The organism is Streptococcus sp. 21.1 (genome assembly GCF_016648635.1).
GTDB lineage: Bacteria > Bacillota > Bacilli > Lactobacillales > Streptococcaceae > Streptococcus.
Window position 1 is genome coordinate 111,656 of the sequence record NZ_JACLQL010000006.1, and the last position, 18,452, is coordinate 130,107.

Annotated in this window: 18 protein-coding genes; 15 read left to right on the forward strand and 3 right to left on the reverse strand. The window is 38.6% G+C overall.

From position 1 onward, the window contains the following. Positions 1-2 precede the first annotated feature (2 nt). On the forward strand, positions 3-1,166 hold the full coding sequence (locus H7U01_RS06095; protein ID WP_201041283.1) for a MalY/PatB family protein: 1,164 nt from the start codon (positions 3-5) through the stop codon (positions 1,164-1,166). 35 nt (positions 1,167-1,201) lie between these two features. On the opposite strand, the gene H7U01_RS06100 is transcribed toward H7U01_RS06095, so the two are convergent. After that, a complete protein-coding gene (locus tag H7U01_RS06100; protein WP_201041284.1) occupies positions 1,202-2,923 on the reverse strand; it encodes a glycoside hydrolase family 32 protein in 1,722 nt (573 codons plus the stop codon). A gap of 160 nt (positions 2,924-3,083) precedes the next feature. Between H7U01_RS06100 and H7U01_RS06105 the strand changes: the two genes are divergently transcribed. From H7U01_RS06105 to H7U01_RS06155, 11 genes are all read left to right on the forward strand, one after another. Then, positions 3,084-5,999 (forward strand): glycoside hydrolase family 68 protein, encoded by a 2,916-nt coding sequence (locus H7U01_RS06105; RefSeq protein ID WP_201041285.1) that lies wholly within the window; start codon positions 3,084-3,086, stop codon positions 5,997-5,999. An 89-nt stretch (positions 6,000-6,088) separates the two neighbouring features. Further along, positions 6,089-6,718 carry a uracil phosphoribosyltransferase gene (gene upp, locus H7U01_RS06110; protein ID WP_002883819.1) on the forward strand — a complete coding sequence of 210 codons (630 nt, stop codon included), beginning with the start codon at positions 6,089-6,091 and terminating at the stop codon, positions 6,716-6,718. 174 nt (positions 6,719-6,892) lie between these two features. Continuing rightward, positions 6,893-7,483 (forward strand): ATP-dependent Clp protease proteolytic subunit, encoded by a 591-nt coding sequence (locus H7U01_RS06115; protein WP_002883818.1) that lies wholly within the window; start codon positions 6,893-6,895, stop codon positions 7,481-7,483. Positions 7,484-7,568: 85 nt separating this feature from the next. Then, on the forward strand, positions 7,569-8,018 hold the full coding sequence (locus H7U01_RS06120) for a YlbF family regulator (protein ID WP_201041286.1): 450 nt from the start codon (positions 7,569-7,571) through the stop codon (positions 8,016-8,018). Next, on the forward strand, positions 8,011-8,292 hold the full coding sequence (locus tag H7U01_RS06125; RefSeq protein WP_037599045.1) for a DUF2129 domain-containing protein: 282 nt from the start codon (positions 8,011-8,013) through the stop codon (positions 8,290-8,292). Before H7U01_RS06120 ends, H7U01_RS06125 begins: the two co-directional genes overlap by 8 nt. Positions 8,293-8,446: 154 nt before the next feature. Next, the gene (locus tag H7U01_RS06130) at positions 8,447-9,622 is read left to right on the forward strand and encodes an ABC transporter substrate-binding protein (RefSeq protein WP_201041287.1); all 1,176 of its coding nucleotides are present in this window, start codon (positions 8,447-8,449) and stop codon (positions 9,620-9,622) included. A gap of 43 nt (positions 9,623-9,665) precedes the next feature. Then, positions 9,666-10,550 (forward strand): branched-chain amino acid ABC transporter permease, encoded by an 885-nt coding sequence (locus H7U01_RS06135; protein ID WP_002890014.1) that lies wholly within the window; start codon positions 9,666-9,668, stop codon positions 10,548-10,550. A gap of 3 nt (positions 10,551-10,553) precedes the next feature. Next, entirely contained in the window at positions 10,554-11,504 is a 951-nt protein-coding gene (locus H7U01_RS06140; protein WP_201041288.1) for a branched-chain amino acid ABC transporter permease, read from the forward strand. A 2-nt stretch (positions 11,505-11,506) separates the two neighbouring features. Next, entirely contained in the window at positions 11,507-12,271 is a 765-nt protein-coding gene (locus H7U01_RS06145) for an ABC transporter ATP-binding protein (RefSeq protein WP_021143582.1), read from the forward strand. After that, complete coding sequence (locus H7U01_RS06150) at positions 12,271-12,981, forward strand: ABC transporter ATP-binding protein (protein ID WP_002890015.1); 711 nt, start codon at positions 12,271-12,273, stop codon at positions 12,979-12,981. The genes H7U01_RS06145 and H7U01_RS06150 overlap by 1 nt, the downstream gene beginning before the upstream one ends. Positions 12,982-13,115: 134 nt before the next feature. Continuing rightward, positions 13,116-13,775: a CBS and ACT domain-containing protein gene (locus H7U01_RS06155; RefSeq protein ID WP_002890017.1), complete on the forward strand. Its 660-nt coding sequence runs from the start codon at positions 13,116-13,118 to the stop codon at positions 13,773-13,775. 146 nt (positions 13,776-13,921) lie between these two features. On the opposite strand, the gene cysK is transcribed toward H7U01_RS06155, so the two are convergent. Together cysK and H7U01_RS06165 are read right to left on the reverse strand one after the other, a co-directional pair. Further along, entirely contained in the window at positions 13,922-14,848 is a 927-nt protein-coding gene (gene cysK, locus H7U01_RS06160) for a cysteine synthase A (RefSeq protein ID WP_002890018.1), read from the reverse strand. A gap of 101 nt (positions 14,849-14,949) precedes the next feature. Then, positions 14,950-15,576: a YigZ family protein gene (locus H7U01_RS06165; RefSeq protein WP_002890020.1), complete on the reverse strand. Its 627-nt coding sequence runs from the start codon at positions 15,574-15,576 to the stop codon at positions 14,950-14,952. A 54-nt stretch (positions 15,577-15,630) separates the two neighbouring features. On the opposite strand from H7U01_RS06165, the gene H7U01_RS06170 reads away from it, so the two are divergent. The 3 genes from H7U01_RS06170 to hpf all read left to right on the forward strand — a co-directional run bounded on the left by H7U01_RS06170 (position 15,631) and on the right by hpf (position 18,219). Next, the gene (locus H7U01_RS06170) at positions 15,631-16,950 is read left to right on the forward strand and encodes a DEAD/DEAH box helicase (RefSeq protein ID WP_201041289.1); all 1,320 of its coding nucleotides are present in this window, start codon (positions 15,631-15,633) and stop codon (positions 16,948-16,950) included. After that, complete coding sequence (locus H7U01_RS06175) at positions 16,931-17,593, forward strand: ComF family protein (RefSeq protein WP_002890024.1); 663 nt, start codon at positions 16,931-16,933, stop codon at positions 17,591-17,593. The genes H7U01_RS06170 and H7U01_RS06175 overlap by 20 nt, the downstream gene beginning before the upstream one ends. Before the next feature lie 77 nt (positions 17,594-17,670). Beyond that, positions 17,671-18,219 carry a ribosome hibernation-promoting factor, HPF/YfiA family gene (gene hpf / locus H7U01_RS06180; protein WP_002883786.1) on the forward strand — a complete coding sequence of 183 codons (549 nt, stop codon included), beginning with the start codon at positions 17,671-17,673 and terminating at the stop codon, positions 18,217-18,219. Positions 18,220-18,452: the final 233 nt, after the last annotated feature.

Sequence of the window (18,452 nt, forward strand, 5' to 3'; positions counted from 1 at the left end):
CTATGACACGTTATGATTTTACAACACAACCAAATCGCTTGGATCAAAATACCATGAAATGGCACGAAGCCGAAAGTAATCCAGAACTACTTGAGCTTTGGGTTGCCGATATGGACTTCCTACCTGTTCCTGAGATTAGGGATGCAGTTATCAACTATGCTGAGACACATATTTTTGGTTATCCTTATCCAAGTGAAGAGCTTTATCAGTCCATCATTAATTGGGAAAAAAATCAACACGGTTACGTCGTTGATAAAGAGAGTATTGTTCTCATTGAAGGTGTTGTCCCAGCCATTTCAACAGCTATTCAAGCCTTTACCAAAGAAGGCGATGCTGTTCTCATCAACACACCAGTTTATCCGCCTTTTGCTCGTTCTGTCCGTTTGAATAATCGTCAGTTGATTGAAAATAGTCTTGTTAAGGTTAATGGCCATTTCGAAATTGATTTTGAACAATTGGAACGTGATATCGTCGAGAATGATGTTAAACTTTATGTTTTCTGTAGTCCACATAACCCAGGTGGGCGTGTCTGGACCAAAGAAGAATTGACTAAGGTAGCAGATTTGTGCCAGAAACATGGTGTCCTCTTGGTATCTGATGAAATCCACCAAGACTTAGCCCTATATGGAAATAAGCACATCTCTATGAATACCATTTCAGATGCTTACAAGGACTTTACCTTGGTGCTTAGTTCGGCTACTAAAACCTTTAATATTGCTGGTACCAAAAACAGTTTTACTATCATTGAAAATGAAGACTTACGTAAAGCCTTTAAACAAAAGCAATTGGCAAATAATCAACATGAAATTCCAACCATTGGTTTGATTACAACCCAAGTAGCTCTGACCTACGGGAAACCTTGGTTAGAGGAATTGAAAACTGTCTTTGAAACTAATATTGACCTTTTGACCAAGGAACTTAGTGAAAAGACCAATATCAAGGTCATGAAACCTGAGGGAACTTACTTGGTTTGGCTTGATTTTTCAGCCTATGATCAAGACCATAATGAACTTGGGCGTTTGCTTAAAGAAGAAGCCAAGGTAGTGCTAAATGACGGTATTACTTTTGGTTCTGAAGGAGAAAAACATTTCCGCTTTAACGTAGCTACGCCAACTACAGTTGTTGCAGAAGGGGTGAAACGCCTCGTTTCTGTCTTTGGAAAATAAGAAAAGTGATGCAAATAGCATCACTTTTCTTATTCTTATGAGTGCACATCGTAGATTTTCAAGTTTAGTAGAAGGTCTTTCTGAGTGGAGAAGACCTTGACATCCTGTTTGCCAGAAGTATTAAACCTAGCTAGAGTGTAGGTTTGGCCATTTGGAAAGAAGATTTCCAAGCTACGATTGTCTGTAATAAGCGTTATAGTAATATTATCAGTTTCCTTATAGCGACTGTCAGCTTGATAACCTTGACCATTTCCCAAGAGTCCATCGTAATAGTAAGAAGAGGCAGTTTGGCTACCATCCATGCTGTTGTTCAGTTCAGCAGCATAAGCAGAGACCTGATAGGTACCACTTGTTATTTGGTAGGCGATTTTAACGTAATCAGAGCCTTGCCAGATATCAATGTAGATATAGCCTCCTTCTTTCTTAATATTTGAAAAATGCAGTTGGTAATATCCTGCACTATTTTTTCCAGCAAGATCAAGAAGGCCATTAGCATTCTGATTGTGACTTTTATCAATCCAAGGTTTTCTATTGTCACTGGTGAGTGGCCTTTGACTCGAAATGTTGCCGTTTTGATTTTTGAGGGTTAATTGTTCATTTTTATAGAGGGGGGCGGACTGAATAATACCGTCTTTATCCAGTTGTAGCTTTCTGGGTGTAGCGTAAAATCCGATAGTTTTTAGAAAATCACTCTTGGCCTCTTGGTCACTGTGAATGCCTGACGTGAAGTAGTTCCAATTACCAACCCAGCCAAGACTGATAAGGTTATGGTTGCTTTCTTCAATTCGATCGCTTCCAGTGAAGTTAGCGCCATAATAGTCTGAGCCTTGATCTAAGCGTTTTGTTTCTGTATCTACAATAAATAAGCCGTTACCATCTAAATGCCCTACAGTATAGTAGGTTCCAGTTGTTTCGCCTGAAGCTGTATCCTTAGCTCCAAAAAAGAGAACTTGCTTTTCCTGACCGTCAGTTGTTGTCATTGTTTTGAGAATGGGACACTCGATAGGAGCGTTGTCCTGCCAGTTACGCCCCTTAAAAAATGTTTCGGGTAGGATTTTGGAGTCTCCCTTGCTATCTGCTTTGGTCCAGTTGATACCATCTTGAGATTGATAAACACCTAAGGCGTCACCTTCAGCGACATACATGAGTAATTTGTCTTTGAAGTGGAAGACATAAGGATCGCGGAAATCTTTACCGTTATAGGAGTGTTCCTTTGTCAATAAAGGTTTACCATCTTTTAAAGCTTTAGTAAAGCTAGCTCCCTTGTCGTTTGACTCACTAGCATAGATTGCCTGGCTTCCATCATCCATGAGTCCAGTAAAATAGGCGACAGGTTCTTCGTTTTGGATACCAGAAATCCCCTGACTATCTGTGACTACACTCCCTGTCCAAGCAGAATGCCATCCTTCTTTGGAGTCACCACCCTTTGCTGGTATAGCAGTCTCTTGTTTACTATAGGTGATAAAATCTTTAGTCGTTGTATGTGTCCAATCTTGACCGTTAGGTCCAAAAGGATCAGTAGCCCCATCTACAGAATGTAGAAAATAGATATCATAGTAGTTTCCTTCTTGATTCCACACAATAGTCTGTAGGTCGTTAGACCATCCTTTATGAGATGCTAGATGAAAGTTTTGACTCACAGAAGCCTTATTTGTTTTCGGGGAAGAATTGTTAACGCTCTCATTTTTTATTATAAAAACAAAAAATAAGATTAAAAAAACGAGAGCTAAAATTAGAGGTGAATATTTTGATTCCATATAGTGATATTTCCTGATAAAATTACTTATTTTGTAGTTATTATTTTAACAAAAAAATAGTTTTTTACAAAAAATATAAATTTGTCATTAAAAAAAGATTGGAATTTAGATTAAAAAATGATAGAATAAAACATGTGAAAACCTAAAAGGAGAGTTTAATATGGATAGTACAGTTAATTCACAGTCAAATACAGTAGCACCAAAGCAAGCAGAGTGCAAAAAGATGCGTTATAGCATCCGTAAGGTTGCCACAGTAGGGGCAACATCAGCGCTCGTTGGTACCTTGGCATTTTTGGGTGCCACTCAGGTAAAAGCTGATCAAGTTACAGAAACAGCACCAGCGGTAGCTACTGCGACAGCAACACCAGAAACAAGCACAGCATCTCTAACGGTAGCCAGTGAAACAGCAACAAGTGTGGCAACTTCAGAAGCAGTTGAATCTTCAGTTGCACATTCAGAGGTTGCAACTACACCAGTTACAGAGACACAACCAAGCAACACAACTCCATCAGTAGTCGAAGAAAAGGCGTCTAGCACAGTAGTGACATCTTCATCAGATGCAACAACACCTTCATCAACAGTTGCTGCGGTTTCTGCTCCAGCTCATACATCAGAGGCTGCAGTAGAAGCACCAACTTCAACAGCAAGCTCAGAAACAGCTGATACACACACTGAAGTAGCCCTTAAACCTACTGAAAACAGCGCTGCTAATGCAAACCTTAGCAAACTTAATGGTCGTATCAAGTCTATTGTTGAAGATAATATGACCTCAGATCAAATCGTTGCCTTGACTGAGGAAGAAATTAAAGCACTTAATAAAGTTGACTTTAGTGATGATGCAATCAAGGGTACAGGTACTAGCTTGACTTACCGTAACTTGAAAGATATCGTTGCTAGCTTCTTGAAGCAAGACAGCAAATTGGCAGTTCCTTACTTTAAAGCAGATACAATCATCAATATGCCTGCTTTCAACACTGTTGATGCCCAAACAATGAAAAAAGAAGAAATCGACGTTTGGGATTCTTGGCCAGTCCAAGATGCTGAGTCAGGTGTAGTAAGTAACTGGAACGGTTACCAGTTAGTCATTTCAATGGCCGGTGCACCAAATAAAAACTCAAACCACATTTACTTGCTCTATAGTAAATATGGAGATAATGACTTTACACATTGGAAAAATGCGGGTCCAATCTTTGGTTATAATGCCCTTGAAGATGACCAACAATGGTCAGGTTCAGCGACGGTAAACTCTGACGGTAGTATCCAACTTTACTACACTAAGAATGATACTAGTGGCGGTAAATTGAACTGGCAACAATTGGCTAGTGCTACACTTAACCTAGCTGTTGAAAACGATGAAGTTGTTATCAAGTCAGTTGAAAATGACCACATTCTCTTTGGTGGAGATAATTATCACTATCAAAGTTATCCAAAATTCATGAGTACTTTCAACGATGACCACAACCACGATGGAAATCCAGACCGTACAGATAACTACTGTCTTCGTGACCCACACATCATTGAAGATAACGGTAGCCGCTACCTTATTTTCGAATCAAATACAGGTGACGAAAACTACCAAGGCGAAAAACAAATCTATAACTGGTCAAACTATGGAGGAGATGACGCCTTTAACCTTAAGTCATTCCTCAATATTGTCAATAATAAACACCTTTATAACCTTGCTTCATGGGCAAATGGTTCTATTGGTATCTTGAAACTTGACGACAATGAGAAAAATCCATCTGTAGCTGAACTTTACACACCACTTGTTACTAGCCACTTGGTTACTGATGAAGTAGAACGTCCAAGTGTTGTTAAGATGGGTAACAAGTATTACCTCTTCACTGCTTCACGTATCAATAAATCTACGGATGCTGAAGGTACTGTAGCAGCGCGTGAAGCTGTCGGTGATGACGTTGTCATGCTCGGATTCGTATCAGATAGCCTCCGTGGAGAATATCGTCCACTTAATGGCTCAGGTGTGGTCTTGACAGCCTCTGTACCAGCTGACTGGCGTACATCTACCTATTCTTACTATGCGGTTCCTGTTGAAGGCTCATCAGATACTCTTTTGGTAACTTCTTACATGACTAACCGTGGTGGAATTGCCGGTGCTGAGAATAAATCAACATGGGCTCCAAGCTTCCTTATCAAGATGAATGCAGATGATACTACAGAAGTTCTTCCTAAGATGACGAATCAAGGTGACTGGATTTGGGATAAATCTAGTGAAAGCTTGGTACACGTAGCCGATCAAAACAGTGCTAAATTGCCAAACGAGGACTTTAATGTAGATTATTATGCGGTATCGGGTTATGGTCTTAAACCACATACTTATCCTACAGTTGATGGTTCAACAGGCGTTTCTGAAGCTCACGGTGTCTTGACTGTAACTGTTAAAGATGGTAAAGACAAGAAGGCAGATAAGCCAGAAACACCAGTAAGTCCAACAGAAGGTAACCATTCTGTTGATGATAAGTCTAACAAACCAGATACACCTTCTAAACCAGCGGACACTAACCAACCATCAACTAATAAAGAAGATAAACCAGCAACGCCGACGAATCCAGATTCTCCAGTTCGTAATCCGTTCCCTTATTTCACAGACCGCCCATCTAATGATAATAATTCATCAGATGATCATCATGTAGAGGTTCCTGCGAAACCTTCAACAGAGGGTTCTGTGGGTGACCGTCGTCCAGTAGCTCAAGCTACAGAGATTGCGTCACCAGTACCAGAGGCTATTGTAGCAACTGGACCAACTGTTTCAACGACTCCTGTTAAAGAAGAGTCTGTCACTGAAACAGAAGCTCCAAAACCAGCTAAGTCTGAAGAGGAAATTCAGTCTCACGGAGTCGCTAAAGCTGATGAAGTAACTAAGTCTGATGAGTCAAGTAAAGACAACAATACTAAAGTTGCTGCCAAACTTGCTACGACTCCTAAGACACCAAGTGATTCAGAAGGTTCAAAGAGCAACATTCTTTCAATCTTGGCGACTATCTTTGCAGCAATTGCAAGTCTAGCTCTTCTTGGCTATGGTTTGGTCACAGGAAAGATTCATTTGCCTAAAAAATAATCCTTTTCAAAAACGTTTGCAGTAAAGCAAGCGTTTTTTTTGCCTTTTTGATATAATGGAGTGAATATAAAGCAAAGGAAGAAACTATTATGGGTAAATTTCAAGTTATCTCACATCCACTGATTCAACATAAACTTTCAATCCTTCGTCGTGAGGATACCTCTACTAAGGATTTCCGTGAGCTAGTTAATGAAATTGCTATGCTCATGGGTTACGAAGTATCTCGTGACCTTCCCCTCGAAGAGGTTGAAATTCAAACACCAATTACAAAAACAGTACAAAAACAACTTTCTGGTAAGAAATTGGCGATTGTTCCAATCCTTCGTGCGGGTATCGGTATGGTCGATGGTTTCCTCAGCCTTGTACCAGCAGCTAAAGTTGGTCATATTGGTATGTATCGTGACGAGGAAACTCTTGAGCCAGTTGAGTACTTAGTAAAATTACCAGAAGACATTGATCAACGTCAGATTTTTGTAGTAGATCCAATGCTTGCGACTGGTGGTTCAGCAATCTTGGCAGTAGACTCACTTAAAAAACGTGGTGCAGCTAATATCAAGTTTGTTTGCTTGGTTGCAGCACCAGAAGGTGTCAAAAAATTGCAAGATGCTCACCCAGATATCGATATCTACACAGCATCTTTGGATGAGAAACTTAATGAAAACGGTTATATTGTTCCAGGTCTTGGAGATGCAGGTGACCGTCTATTTGGTACAAAATAGGTTGAAAAAGGGAAAATTTCCCTTTTTTTACTAGATTAATAAGTTTCAAGTGAAATTGTTTTAGAGTGGTTTAGCACTCTTTTGAAAAGAGTGCTAAGAATGATGTTTTTTATTTGACCTAATTTGACTAAAATCATATAATAGCATCAAGACAATATTAAAAGGAGGATTCATATGATTCCTGTAGTAATTGAACAAACATCACGAGGTGAGCGTTCTTATGATATTTACTCACGTTTGCTCAAGGATCGTATCATCATGTTAACAGGTCCTGTTGAAGATAATATGGCAAACTCAATTATCGCCCAACTCTTGTTCTTGGATGCTCAAGACAACACAAAAGATATCTATCTTTATGTTAATACACCAGGTGGATCAGTTTCGGCAGGTCTTGCCATTGTTGATACAATGAACTTCATCAAGTCTGATGTTCAGACTATCGTTATGGGGATGGCAGCATCTATGGGAACAATTATCGCTTCAAGCGGTACCAAAGGTAAACGTTTCATGTTGCCAAATGCAGAGTACATGATTCACCAACCAATGGGTGGTACTGGTGGCGGTACGCAACAAACAGACATGGCTATCGCAGCTGAACACTTGCTCAAGACACGTAATAACTTGGAGCAAATCTTGGCAGATAATTCTGGACAACCAATTGAAAAAGTTCATGTAGACGCTGAACGTGACAATTGGATGAGTGCTCAAGAAACGCTTGAATATGGTTTCATCGATGAAATCATGGCTAATAACCAATTAAAATAAACTGAGCTTGTCTTAAACAAAAGTCAGATGCAAATCGGTTGTATAAGGACCGTTTCATCTGGCTTTTTGTGTTATAATAGAAAACATGTTAATAATCAATGAGGAGTTGCTTGCGATTGATCAAGCTATAGAGTATCTTGTTTCGTATTTTCTAAAGCTACCTGAGGTAGAGAATTATCGTTTAAAACGCCAGAAATTCGAAAATGATAGAGAACTTCAAGAGCAACTCTTTGCATTTCAAAAATTAAAGGATAGCTATGATACTGCTAAGGCGTATGAGGCTTTTAGACCAAATGTGAGAGAGTTGAAACGTCAGGTTTTGCGAATGAAGCGTCAAATTGATTTAAACGAGGTGGTTATTGGCTATCGTCAGGCAGAGTTCGATTTACAGACTATTTTAGCCAATCTTGGTGAGGAGATTGCCCAAGCTGTTTCAAATCAGATTTTTATTGATACTGGGCTACCTCTTGCCCCTCATAAACCACATCATAAAAAGGGAGACACTAACATAAAGGAGAAGATGAGTCATGATTAAGCGTCAAGGCATTATTGTTTATTTATACTACAATAGAGACTTACGTAAAATTGCCAAGTTTGGGGATGTTGTCTACCATTCTTTTAAGATGCGTTATGTGCACCTTTATGTAGATGAGGACAAGGTCGAGGATATTTTGAAAGAGCTCGATGGAATGAAAGCAGTGAAAAAAGTTCTGCCTTCCTACTATTCTGATATTGATATGGACTTTGTAGGTAGTCTGGAACGTTACGACACCTCAGTCCCTGAACCGTTTAAGAACTTTTCTCTTTAATAAGAGAAAAGTTTTTTTCTTTTTAAAGAGTTATTCTTAAAGTAATGGAAACGATTACTGCCGCTAAAGATTAGTTGTGTGTAGTTGACAATTGTCTGATAATTCTGTAAGCTATAAGATGGACTTTTTTAAGAAAATATTAAGGAGAAATCTTATGTCTAAAAAGATCACACTTATTGTGTTAGCCTTTTTTGCTTCCGTTTTCTTGGTTGCCTGTGGCAAGTCACCAGATGTGACTGCTAATGCCAATGGTACTAAGATTGGCGATACCATCAAAATTGGTGTTAATATGGAGTTGACAGGTGCCGTTGCAGCCTATGGTAAGGCAGAGCAAAATGGTATTAAGTTGGCTGTTGATGAAATTAACAAAGCTGGTGGCGTCGATGGCAAAAAACTTGAGCTTGTCACAAAAGATAATAAATCTGAAAACGCTGAAGCTTCAACCTCTTCAACGAACTTGGCTATTCAGAGTAATGTAAATGCTATCGTTGGTCCAGCGACATCAGGTGCTGTCGCTGCGGCTAGCCTCGTATCACAAAAAACAGGGGTTCCTTTGTTGACACCTTCTGGTACTCAGGATGACCTTACGGTAGATGCCAACGGAGCTAAGAAATTTGTTTTCCGTACAACCTTTAAAGATAGCTACCAAGGTAAAGTTTTGGCAGCTTATTCTTACAATAATTTGAATGCTAAGAAAGTAGTTCTCTACTATGATAATGCTTCGGATTATGCTAAGGGGATTGCGGATGAATTCAAGCGTGAATATAAAGGTAAAATCGTTACTGAAGCTACCTTTGCTTCAGGTGACAAGGACTATCAGTCAGCTTTGACTAAATTTAAAGACCTTGATTATGATGCGATTGTAATGCCTGGTTACTATACTGAGACTGGTATTATCACTAAACAAGCACGTGACCTTGGAATTGATAAACCAATCCTTGGACCTGATGGATTCAGTGATGCGAAATTCACTGAGCTTGCAGGTAAAAAGAATGCGTCAAACGTCTACTATGTATCAGGATATTCAACAAATGTTTCTCTTTCTGACAAAGCATCAGGATTTATCGAAGCATATAAAAAAGCTTACAAAACTGAACCAAATATGTTTGCTGCTCTAGCGTACGATTCAGTTTATATGATTGCAGAAGCATCTAAAGATGCGAAAACATCAGTTGATATTGCTGATAACTTAGCACATTTGAAAAACTTTGTCGGGGTTACTGGTAAAATGACGATTGATAAGGATCATAACCCTATTAAAGCAGCTCTTATGGTTAAAAGAGATAATGGTGAAGAAGTTTCAGCGGAAGCCGTTGAAATTGAAAAATAATCTATTATCTATACTGAAAATGAACTAGAAAGTTTGGTTATATATGTTTTTTGAACAACTTCCCCAACAACTAGTCAATGGTATTATCTTGGGTAGTATCTATGCCCTACTTGCCCTTGGATATACCATGGTTTATGGGATTATCAAATTGATTAACTTTGCCCATGGAGACATCTATATGATGGGTGCCTTCGTTGGTTACTATGCGATTAATAGCCTTGGAATGAATTTCTGGGTTGCCCTTGTCTTTGCTATGCTTGTCTGTGCGATTTTAGGGGTTGTTATTGAGTTCTTGGCTTATCGCCCGCTCCGTAATTCGACACGTATTTCTGCCTTGATTACAGCTATCGGTGTCTCATTCTTCCTTGAGTACATCATGGTTCTATTTGTAGGGGCAGATACACGTTCATTCCCTCAAAAGATTGCAATTGAGACTTATCATCTTGGATCAATCTCTGTAACAAATGTGCAATTGCTTATCTTGGTAGTTGCGCTTGTGCTTATGGTTGCTCTTCAATTGATTGTTAAAAAGACTAAGATGGGTAAAGCTATGCGTGCCGTATCTGTAGACAGTGATGCCGCTGAATTGATGGGTATTAATGTTAATAACACTATCAGCTTCACTTTTGCTCTTGGATCATCACTAGCAGGGGCAGCGGGTGTCCTTATTGGTCTTTACTATAACTCTATCGAACCTCTTATGGGTATGACGCCAGGTATTAAAGCCTTTGTTGCCGCTGTTCTTGGTGGTATCGGTATTATCCCTGGTGCAGCACTTGGTGGATTTGTTATCGGTATTTTGGAGACATTATCAACTGCAATTGGTTTGTCAAGTTACCGTGATGCCATCGTTTATGGTGTCTTGATTGTTATCCTTTTGGTTCGCCCAGCGGGTATCCTCGGTAAAAATGTGAAAGAGAAGGTGTAAGACATGAAGAAAAATCTAAAAGTAAACCTTATTTGGTTTGGTCTTATCATTGGGCTCTTCCTTATCTTGAAAGGTCTTGAACTTTCAGGTATCATGAACCTTTACTATATCCAAATCTTAATGGGGATTGGAATCTCAATCCTTATGGGACTTGGTACTAACTTGGTTCTTGGTTTCTCAGGGCAATTTACACTTGGGCAAGCTGGTTTCATGGCAATTGGTGCCTATTCATCAGCTATCATCACTGGTATGATGCCAACATATGACGGTTTCTACCTCTCAATGGTTGTCGGTGTCATCATCGCAGCTATTGTTGCCCTTATCTTTGGTCTACCTACCCTTCGTTTGAAAGGTGACTACCTTGCCATTGCAACTCTTGGTATGGCTGAAATCATCCGTATCATTATCGTTAATGGAGGTGAATTGACCAATGGTGCCGCTGGTTTGACAGGTATCCTTCCTTATACTAGTTGGCCTGTAATTTATTTCTTTGTGGTAATCATTACCATTTTGGTGCTTAATTTCTTACGTTCAGCAACTGGACGTCAAGCAATCACTCTTCGTGAAGATGAAATTGCTGCTGAGTCAATGGGTGTTAATGTCACAAAAATGAAGGTTCTTATCTTTGTTATTGGTGCCATAATTTCAGCGATTGCTGGCTCACTTTATGTCAGCTACATCGGTACAGTCGTGCCAAAAGATTTCACCATCATGAAATCAATTGATTACCTTATCATTGCCGTTCTTGGTGGTCTTGGATCTATCACAGGTACTATCATTGCCGCTGTTGTTCTTGGTATTATCAACATGTTCCTCCAAAACGTTTCAAACCTTCGTATGATTATTTACGCCTTGGCTTTGATTCTTGTAATGCTCTTCCGTCCAGGTGGACTTCTCGGAACAAAAGAACTCTATCTCTCAAAATTCTTCAATAAATCTAAGGAGGGCAAATAAAAATGGCACTTCTTGAAGTTAAAAATCTGACTAAAAACTTCGGTGGTTTGACTGCCGTTGGTGATGTTTCAATGGAACTCAATGAAGGTGAGTTGGTTGGGCTTATCGGACCAAATGGTGCTGGTAAAACAACCTTGTTTAACCTTTTGACAGGTGTCTATGAGCCAAGTGAAGGGACTGTTATACTTGATGGTACAGTCCTAAACGGTAAAGCACCTTATAAAATCGCTTCACTCGGTTTGTCACGTACTTTCCAAAATATCCGTCTTTTCAAAGACATGACTGTACTTGAAAACGTTCTTGTTGGTTTATCAAATAAGCAACCTTCAAATTTCTTTGCATCTCTTTTGCGTTTGCCTAAGTACTATTCAAGTGAAGAAGAGTTAAAAGCAAAAGCTATGAAACTCTTGGCTATCTTCAACTTGGATGGTGAGGCAGATACACTTGCGAAAAATTTAGCTTACGGACAACAACGTCATTTGGAAATTGTTCGTGCACTTGCAACAGAACCAAAAATTCTTTTCCTTGATGAACCAGCTGCGGGTATGAACCCACAAGAAACGGCTGAATTGACTGCTCATATTCGTCAAATTCAAAAAGACTTCGGAATTACCATCATCTTGATTGAGCACGATATGAGTTTGGTCATGGATGTTACTGAGCGTATTTATGTTTTGGAATATGGACGCTTGATTGCCGAAGGAACACCTGATGAAATTAAGAATAACAAACGCGTTATTGAAGCTTACTTGGGAGGTGAAGCATAATGGCAATGTTGAAAGTTGAAAATCTCTCAATTAAATATGGATCGATCGAAGCTGTAAAAAACGTCAACTTTGAAGTTAATGAAGGTGAAGTCGTAACTCTTATCGGAGCTAACGGTGCAGGTAAGACATCAATTCTTCGTACCATCTCAGGTCTTGTTCGTCCAACTGAGGGAACCATTTCTTATCTTGGAAACGACATCCACAAAACACCAGCACGTAAGATTGTTGCCGAAGGTTTGGCTCAAGTACCTGAGGGACGTCATGTATTTGCAGGATTAACCGTAATGGAAAATCTTGAAATGGGAGCTTTCCTTCATACAAATAAAGAAGAGAACGCAGCTCTCTTGAAAAAAGTCTTCCAACGTTTCCCACGTCTAGAAGAACGTAAGAATCAAGATGCAGCGACACTTTCTGGTGGTGAGCAACAAATGCTTGCAATGGGTCGTGCCCTTATGAGCCGTCCAAAACTTTTGCTTTTGGATGAACCTTCAATGGGACTTGCTCCAATCTTTATTCAAGAAATTTTTGATATTATCGAAGATATCAAGGCACAAGGGACTACAGTTCTTTTGATTGAACAAAATGCCAATAAGGCTTTGTCAATTGCGGATCGTGGTTATGTTCTTGAAACTGGTAAAGTGGTTCTTTCAGGTACTGGTGAAGAACTTCTTGCATCAGATGAAGTTCGTAAAGCCTATCTTGGAGGATAAGAAAAAGCGCCCGAGGGCGTTTTTCTATCGTCTTATGCTGATTGTAAAATACTAATTTTTCAGTAAAATATTGCAATCGGTTTCAATTAGTGTGGTATAATACAAGTAAGAAATCATTCGGAGGAAAATGAAACATGGCAGTAAAAGATTTTATGACGAAACGTGTAGTTTATGTCTCACCAGAAACAACAGTTGCAGCAGCTGCAGATATTATGCGTGATAAAGGTTTGCGCCGTTTGCCAGTAATTGAACACGATAAACTTGTTGGGCTTGTTACAGAAGGTACAATGGCAGAGGCCTCACCATCAAAAGCAACAAGCTTGTCAATTTATGAAATGAACTATCTCCTTAATAAGACAAAAGTAGGAGATATCATGATCAAGAATGTCCTTACTGTTTCCAAATATGCTAGCCTTGAGGATGCAATCTATATCATGCTTCAAAATAAGGTTGGAGTCCTTCCAGTTGTAGACAATGACCAAATTTCAGGAATTATCACAGATAAAGATGTCTTTCGTGCTTTCTTGGAAATTTCTGGTTATGGTCAAGCTGGAATTCGTATTGGGTTGGAAGTTACAGATACTCCACGTGTTTTGGAAAAAATTGCGAACCTTATTGCTAGTGAGAATCTCAACATTGAACGTACAATTGTTGCCCCTAAAAATGACACTGTGCTTCGTGTTGAACTTCAAGTTGAAGGAGAGATTGGGATTGAACAACTCAAGAAGGTTTTTGTAGAAGCAGGATTTACAGTTACTGAAATTGCAGAAACAGAAGCAAAAGAGTTAGACTAATAACAAGGATAAAAAACAGAAAGTTTGTAGGAACAGTTCAGTGGAAATGAGATTAAAATCCTTACTTTTCTAGTAATTGATGAACTACAGGCTTAACTTTATACAATAAAAAGAGGCTAGAGCATTATGCTCCAGCTTCTTTTTTATTATTCTTGAGAATCGTAAAGTGTTGTAGAGAGGTAGCGCTCACCATTGTCAGGCAAGAGTGTCAAGACTTTTTTGCCTTCGCCAAGCTCAGCGGCAACCTTTAGGGCAGCAGCAATAGCAGCACCTGATGAGATACCAGCTAGGAAACCTTCTTGGCTACCCAATGTACGTGATGTTGCGATAGCTTCATCAGAAGGAATACGCACAACACTGTCATATGATTTTGTATCCAATGTGTCAGGAATGAAACCAGTTGAGATACCTTGGATTTTGTGTGGTCCTGGTTTATCACCATTCAAGACAGCAGATTCGTCAGCTTCGATACCATAAACCTTGATATTTGGATTGGCAGCCTTAAGGGTTTTTGAAACACCTGAAATAGTACCACCAGTACCGATACCAGCAACAAAAGCATCCAAACCTTCTGCACCAAAATCTTCAAGAATTTCTTGGCCAGTTGTAGCCGCATGAACAGCTGGGTTTGATGGGTTAGCAAATTGAAGAGGTACCCAACCATTGCGTTCAGCAGCAACTTCTTTAGCCTTAGCAATTGCACCCTTCATTCCTTCGCTACCAGGAGTCAAAACAAGCTCAGCTCCATAAGCTTGGATGATTTTACGACGTTCAACACTCATTGTATCAGGCATTACGATAACAACTTTATAGCCTTTAGCAGCACCGACCCAAGCAAGACCGATACCAGTGTTACCTGAAGTTGGTTCAACAATGGTATCACCAGGTTTAATCGTACCAGCTTTTTCAGCATCTTCAATCATACGAAGAGCAATACGGTCTTTTACTGAAGAACCAGGGTTGAATGCTTCGAGTTTAACGTAAACATCTGCTGATCCTTCTGGAACAATAGAGTTAAGTTTAATAACAGGTGTTTTCCCAACAAGTTCGGTAATTGAGTTGTAAATTGTCATATTTAAAATCCTCTTAATCTTTGATTGATGGTTCTAAGTATACGACGGTAGGGCCAACTTGTAAAATACATCTTCTTTATCACTGTGATAACGTTTGACTATCAGATAGGAATTTCAACGATTTTCTTTCCAGATTTTTCATAAGTAACTTTCCCTTGATAGAATTCGGTTAGTTCCTGACCGAGTCTTTCAATCTCAGACTCTTCGACAAATAAAGTAGTAGAAACATCTGATAAGAAAGTTGTATCAAATTCTTGGAGTCCTTCTTTTTCAAGGAAGTTGGAAAAGACTTGGTATTGAGAGTAGGTTAACTCTACGGTTAGTCCTGTTAATTCCTTGACTTCAACTCGGCCAATCTCTTCAATAGCATGAGCAACGCTACCAGAGTAAGCTCGGATAAGACCACCTGCTCCAAGCTTGATTCCTCCAAAATAACGAGTCACAACTGCTACGACATTAGTAAGACCTTGTTTTTCTAGAACAGTAAGCATAGGAACCCCAGCTGTTCCAGAAGGTTCACCATCATCACTGGAACGCTTAATTTGGCCATCATCACCAACGATTATTGCAGAGCAAGAATGATTGGCCTTGTGATGCTGTTTCTTAATCTGAGCGATATATTCTCTTCCTTCTTCCTCACTGCTGATACGTTTTAAGTGACAAATAAAACGAGATTTTTTTATTTCTTCTTCAACGATTCCATCGTTGGCAATAGTTTTGTAATCCATAAAAAAATTTTATCATAAAAAGATGAATTCAAACATATTTTCGAATAGAAAGATATGGTACCTAAAGAATATTATGGACGACTATTTACGAAAGAGCAATTGTCAGTGAACTATCACCCAGAGGCTTTAACATTAGAAAGTATGATAAAGGTCGATAAACAACTTAGATGTAAAAGATGTTACAGTTGGATAGAGGAAGATTGGCAATTACCGGGAGGTCAGTATTATTGTAGAGCATGTATTGTCTTTGGTAGAAACCAAGAAGGAAAAGAACTTTATTATTTTCCTTCCAAAACATCAGAAATTGAATTTCCTGTTTTGAAGTGGTTTGGAGAATTGACTCCCTATCAAGCTAAGGTCTCAGAGAAACTTTTGAGAACTTATCAAAAACAGAAAGATAGTCTCGTACATGCTGTGACCGGTGCTGGTAAGACAGAAATGATTTATAACATCGTTGCCTATGTTCTTGAAAATAAAGGTCATGTAGCTATCGCAAGTCCTAGGGTTGATGTTTGTCGAGAATTATTTCTACGTATGAAGAGGGATTTTACTTGTAGTATTTCCCTGCTTCATGCTGAGAGTGAACCATATGATGGTAGTCCGCTTGTAATAGCTACCACACATCAACTACTAAAGTTTTACCAGAGTTTTGACTTAGTTATTGTAGATGAAGTAGACGCATATCCTTTTGTAGGAAATGTCATGTTAAATCATGCTGTAGTGCAAGCGAAGACCCAAACCGGTCGATTTATTTACTTAACAGCGACTTCAACATTATCTTTAGAAGAGCAAGTTCGACTTGGGACTTTAGAAAAGCATCACCTTGCTAGACGTTTCCATGGAAATCCTTTAGTACTTCCTAAATTCTTCTGGCAGGGCAGATTACAAAAATCTCTGACAAGAGACAAGCTTCCAAGACCTCTTCTTTATCAGATTAAAAAGCAACGTAAATCAAAATTTCCTCTATTAATCTTCTTTCCAAATATAGCGATAGGTGAAAAGTTTACAAGTATTCTACAAAAATATCTTCCAGATGAAAAAATGGCCTTTGTTTCCTCAAAAAGCGAGGAGCGTTCAACTATCGTAGAGAAGTTCCGAAAAAAAGAACTGTCTATCTTAGTTACAACAACTATCCTCGAACGTGGTGTAACCTTTCCACAAGTAGATGTTTTTGTTTGTATGGCAAATCATCACTTATATACTAGTTCGAGTCTTATTCAGATTGGAGGTCGAGTTGGAAGATCACCAGATAGACCGACAGGAAAGCTTTATTTCTTTCATGAAGGACTATCCAAATCAATGCTTCGGTGTCGAGAAGAGATAAAGGTTATGAATAAAAAAGGAGGGTTTAACAATGAAGTGTCTGCTATGTAATGATTGGATTGAATCAGTACCAAAATTAAGAGACCTCATTATGTTTAACCAAAGAAAAGAGTACTCTTGCCGATCTTGTAAACATCAGTTTAAAAACCTCTCAAAAGAAAGATGTCAAAATTGTAATAAAGAGTTATATGGAGATACTTGTATTGATTGTAAACTTTGGATGAAAAAAGGCTATATTCCTAAGCACCTTGCTATTTATCGATATGAAGAAAATATGAAAGAGTATTTTAGTCGCTATAAATTTATGGGAGACTATTGTCTTAGAAAAATATTTCAACAAGATATTAAAAACAACTTAAAACCATTTTTGAAGAAAGGTTATACCATAGTGCCAGTCCCATTATCGGAAGAACGCTTGGCAGAAAGAGGATTCAACCAAGTTGAGGGATTGATAGAGGGAATTCCCTATCGGGATATCTTTGAGAAAAGAGATATTGAGAAGCAATCCTCAAAAACACGCGAGGAGCGTCTAAGTCAAGATAATGCTTTCTGTCTCAAGGAAGGTATAAATCTACCAGATAAGATTATTATAGTGGATGATATCTATACAACGGGTTCCACTTTATATCAGATGGTTCAACTGTTAGAAGGTATAGGTATTAAAGAAGTTTTGACCTTTTCACTAGCTAGATAATAAAATCCTTGCAAATTTTCATGAAAAGGATATAATAAAGATAAAGAAAACGCTAACAAGCGAGAAAGAGGTCTTTTATGATTAAATATAGTATCCGTGGCGAAAACATCGAAGTAACTGAAGCACTTCGTGACTATGTTGAAAGTAAACTTAGCAAAGTTGAAAAATACTTCAACGAAGACCAAGAATTGAATGCACGTGTAAATCTTAAGGTTTATCGCGAAAAGACAGCTAAAGTAGAGGTTACTATTCCAACAGGTTCTGTAACACTAAGAGCAGAAGATGTTTCGCAAGATATGTATGGTTCTATTGACCTAGTGGTTGATAAGATTGAAAGACAAATCCGTAAAAACAAAACAAAAATTGCACGTAAGCATCGTGAAAAAGTTCCAACAGGAGAAGTATTCTCAGCTGATTTTAATAACGAACAAGTTGAAGAAGCACCAGCTGTTGAAGTTGTAAGAACTAAAAACATTGAGTTGAAACCAATGGATGTTGAAGAAGCCATCCTTCAAATGGAATTGTTGGGTCATGACTTCTTTATCTATACTGATAGCGAAGATCATACAACTAATGTTCTCTATAAACGAGAAGACGGTAACTACGGTCTGATTGAAGCTAAATAATAAAAAAGGGAAGTAGGTTGAGAAACGTGCTTCCTTTATTTTTTTGAAAAAACCTATTGACAATAACTAAATTGGGTGTTAAGATATAAAAGTTGTCTTAACAGACTTGCCACAAACTTGAAAAGGTTCCAAAACTTTAAAAAAGTTATTGACAAGATAAGTCAGAGATGATATTATAAATAAGCTGTTTCGGAAGGGGCGGCGAACACGAGAAGTAAAAAAACTTCAAAAAA

What these genes read in the sequence shown, in the direction of transcription:
- cysK (WP_002890018.1), bottom strand. Translation starts at nt 14,848, where the DNA reads ATGACAATTTACAACTCAATTACCGAACTTGTTGGGAAAACACCTGTT.
- H7U01_RS06125 (WP_037599045.1), top strand. Translation starts at nt 8,011, where the DNA reads ATGATTAAGCGTCAAGGCATTATTGTTTATTTATACTACAATAGAGAC.
- H7U01_RS06115 (WP_002883818.1), top strand. Translation starts at nt 6,893, where the DNA reads ATGATTCCTGTAGTAATTGAACAAACATCACGAGGTGAGCGTTCTTAT.
- H7U01_RS06100 (WP_201041284.1), bottom strand. Translation starts at nt 2,923, where the DNA reads ATGGAATCAAAATATTCACCTCTAATTTTAGCTCTCGTTTTTTTAATC.
- H7U01_RS06140 (WP_201041288.1), top strand. Translation starts at nt 10,554, where the DNA reads ATGAAGAAAAATCTAAAAGTAAACCTTATTTGGTTTGGTCTTATCATT.
- H7U01_RS06130 (WP_201041287.1), top strand. Translation starts at nt 8,447, where the DNA reads ATGTCTAAAAAGATCACACTTATTGTGTTAGCCTTTTTTGCTTCCGTT.
- H7U01_RS06145 (WP_021143582.1), top strand. Translation starts at nt 11,507, where the DNA reads ATGGCACTTCTTGAAGTTAAAAATCTGACTAAAAACTTCGGTGGTTTG.
- H7U01_RS06175 (WP_002890024.1), top strand. Translation starts at nt 16,931, where the DNA reads ATGAAGTGTCTGCTATGTAATGATTGGATTGAATCAGTACCAAAATTA.
- H7U01_RS06155 (WP_002890017.1), top strand. Translation starts at nt 13,116, where the DNA reads ATGGCAGTAAAAGATTTTATGACGAAACGTGTAGTTTATGTCTCACCA.
- H7U01_RS06150 (WP_002890015.1), top strand. Translation starts at nt 12,271, where the DNA reads ATGGCAATGTTGAAAGTTGAAAATCTCTCAATTAAATATGGATCGATC.
- H7U01_RS06170 (WP_201041289.1), top strand. Translation starts at nt 15,631, where the DNA reads ATGGTACCTAAAGAATATTATGGACGACTATTTACGAAAGAGCAATTG.
- H7U01_RS06095 (WP_201041283.1), top strand. Translation starts at nt 3, where the DNA reads ATGACACGTTATGATTTTACAACACAACCAAATCGCTTGGATCAAAAT.
- hpf (WP_002883786.1), top strand. Translation starts at nt 17,671, where the DNA reads ATGATTAAATATAGTATCCGTGGCGAAAACATCGAAGTAACTGAAGCA.
- H7U01_RS06120 (WP_201041286.1), top strand. Translation starts at nt 7,569, where the DNA reads ATGTTAATAATCAATGAGGAGTTGCTTGCGATTGATCAAGCTATAGAG.
- upp (WP_002883819.1), top strand. Translation starts at nt 6,089, where the DNA reads ATGGGTAAATTTCAAGTTATCTCACATCCACTGATTCAACATAAACTT.
- H7U01_RS06105 (WP_201041285.1), top strand. Translation starts at nt 3,084, where the DNA reads ATGGATAGTACAGTTAATTCACAGTCAAATACAGTAGCACCAAAGCAA.
- H7U01_RS06165 (WP_002890020.1), bottom strand. Translation starts at nt 15,576, where the DNA reads ATGGATTACAAAACTATTGCCAACGATGGAATCGTTGAAGAAGAAATA.
- H7U01_RS06135 (WP_002890014.1), top strand. Translation starts at nt 9,666, where the DNA reads ATGTTTTTTGAACAACTTCCCCAACAACTAGTCAATGGTATTATCTTG.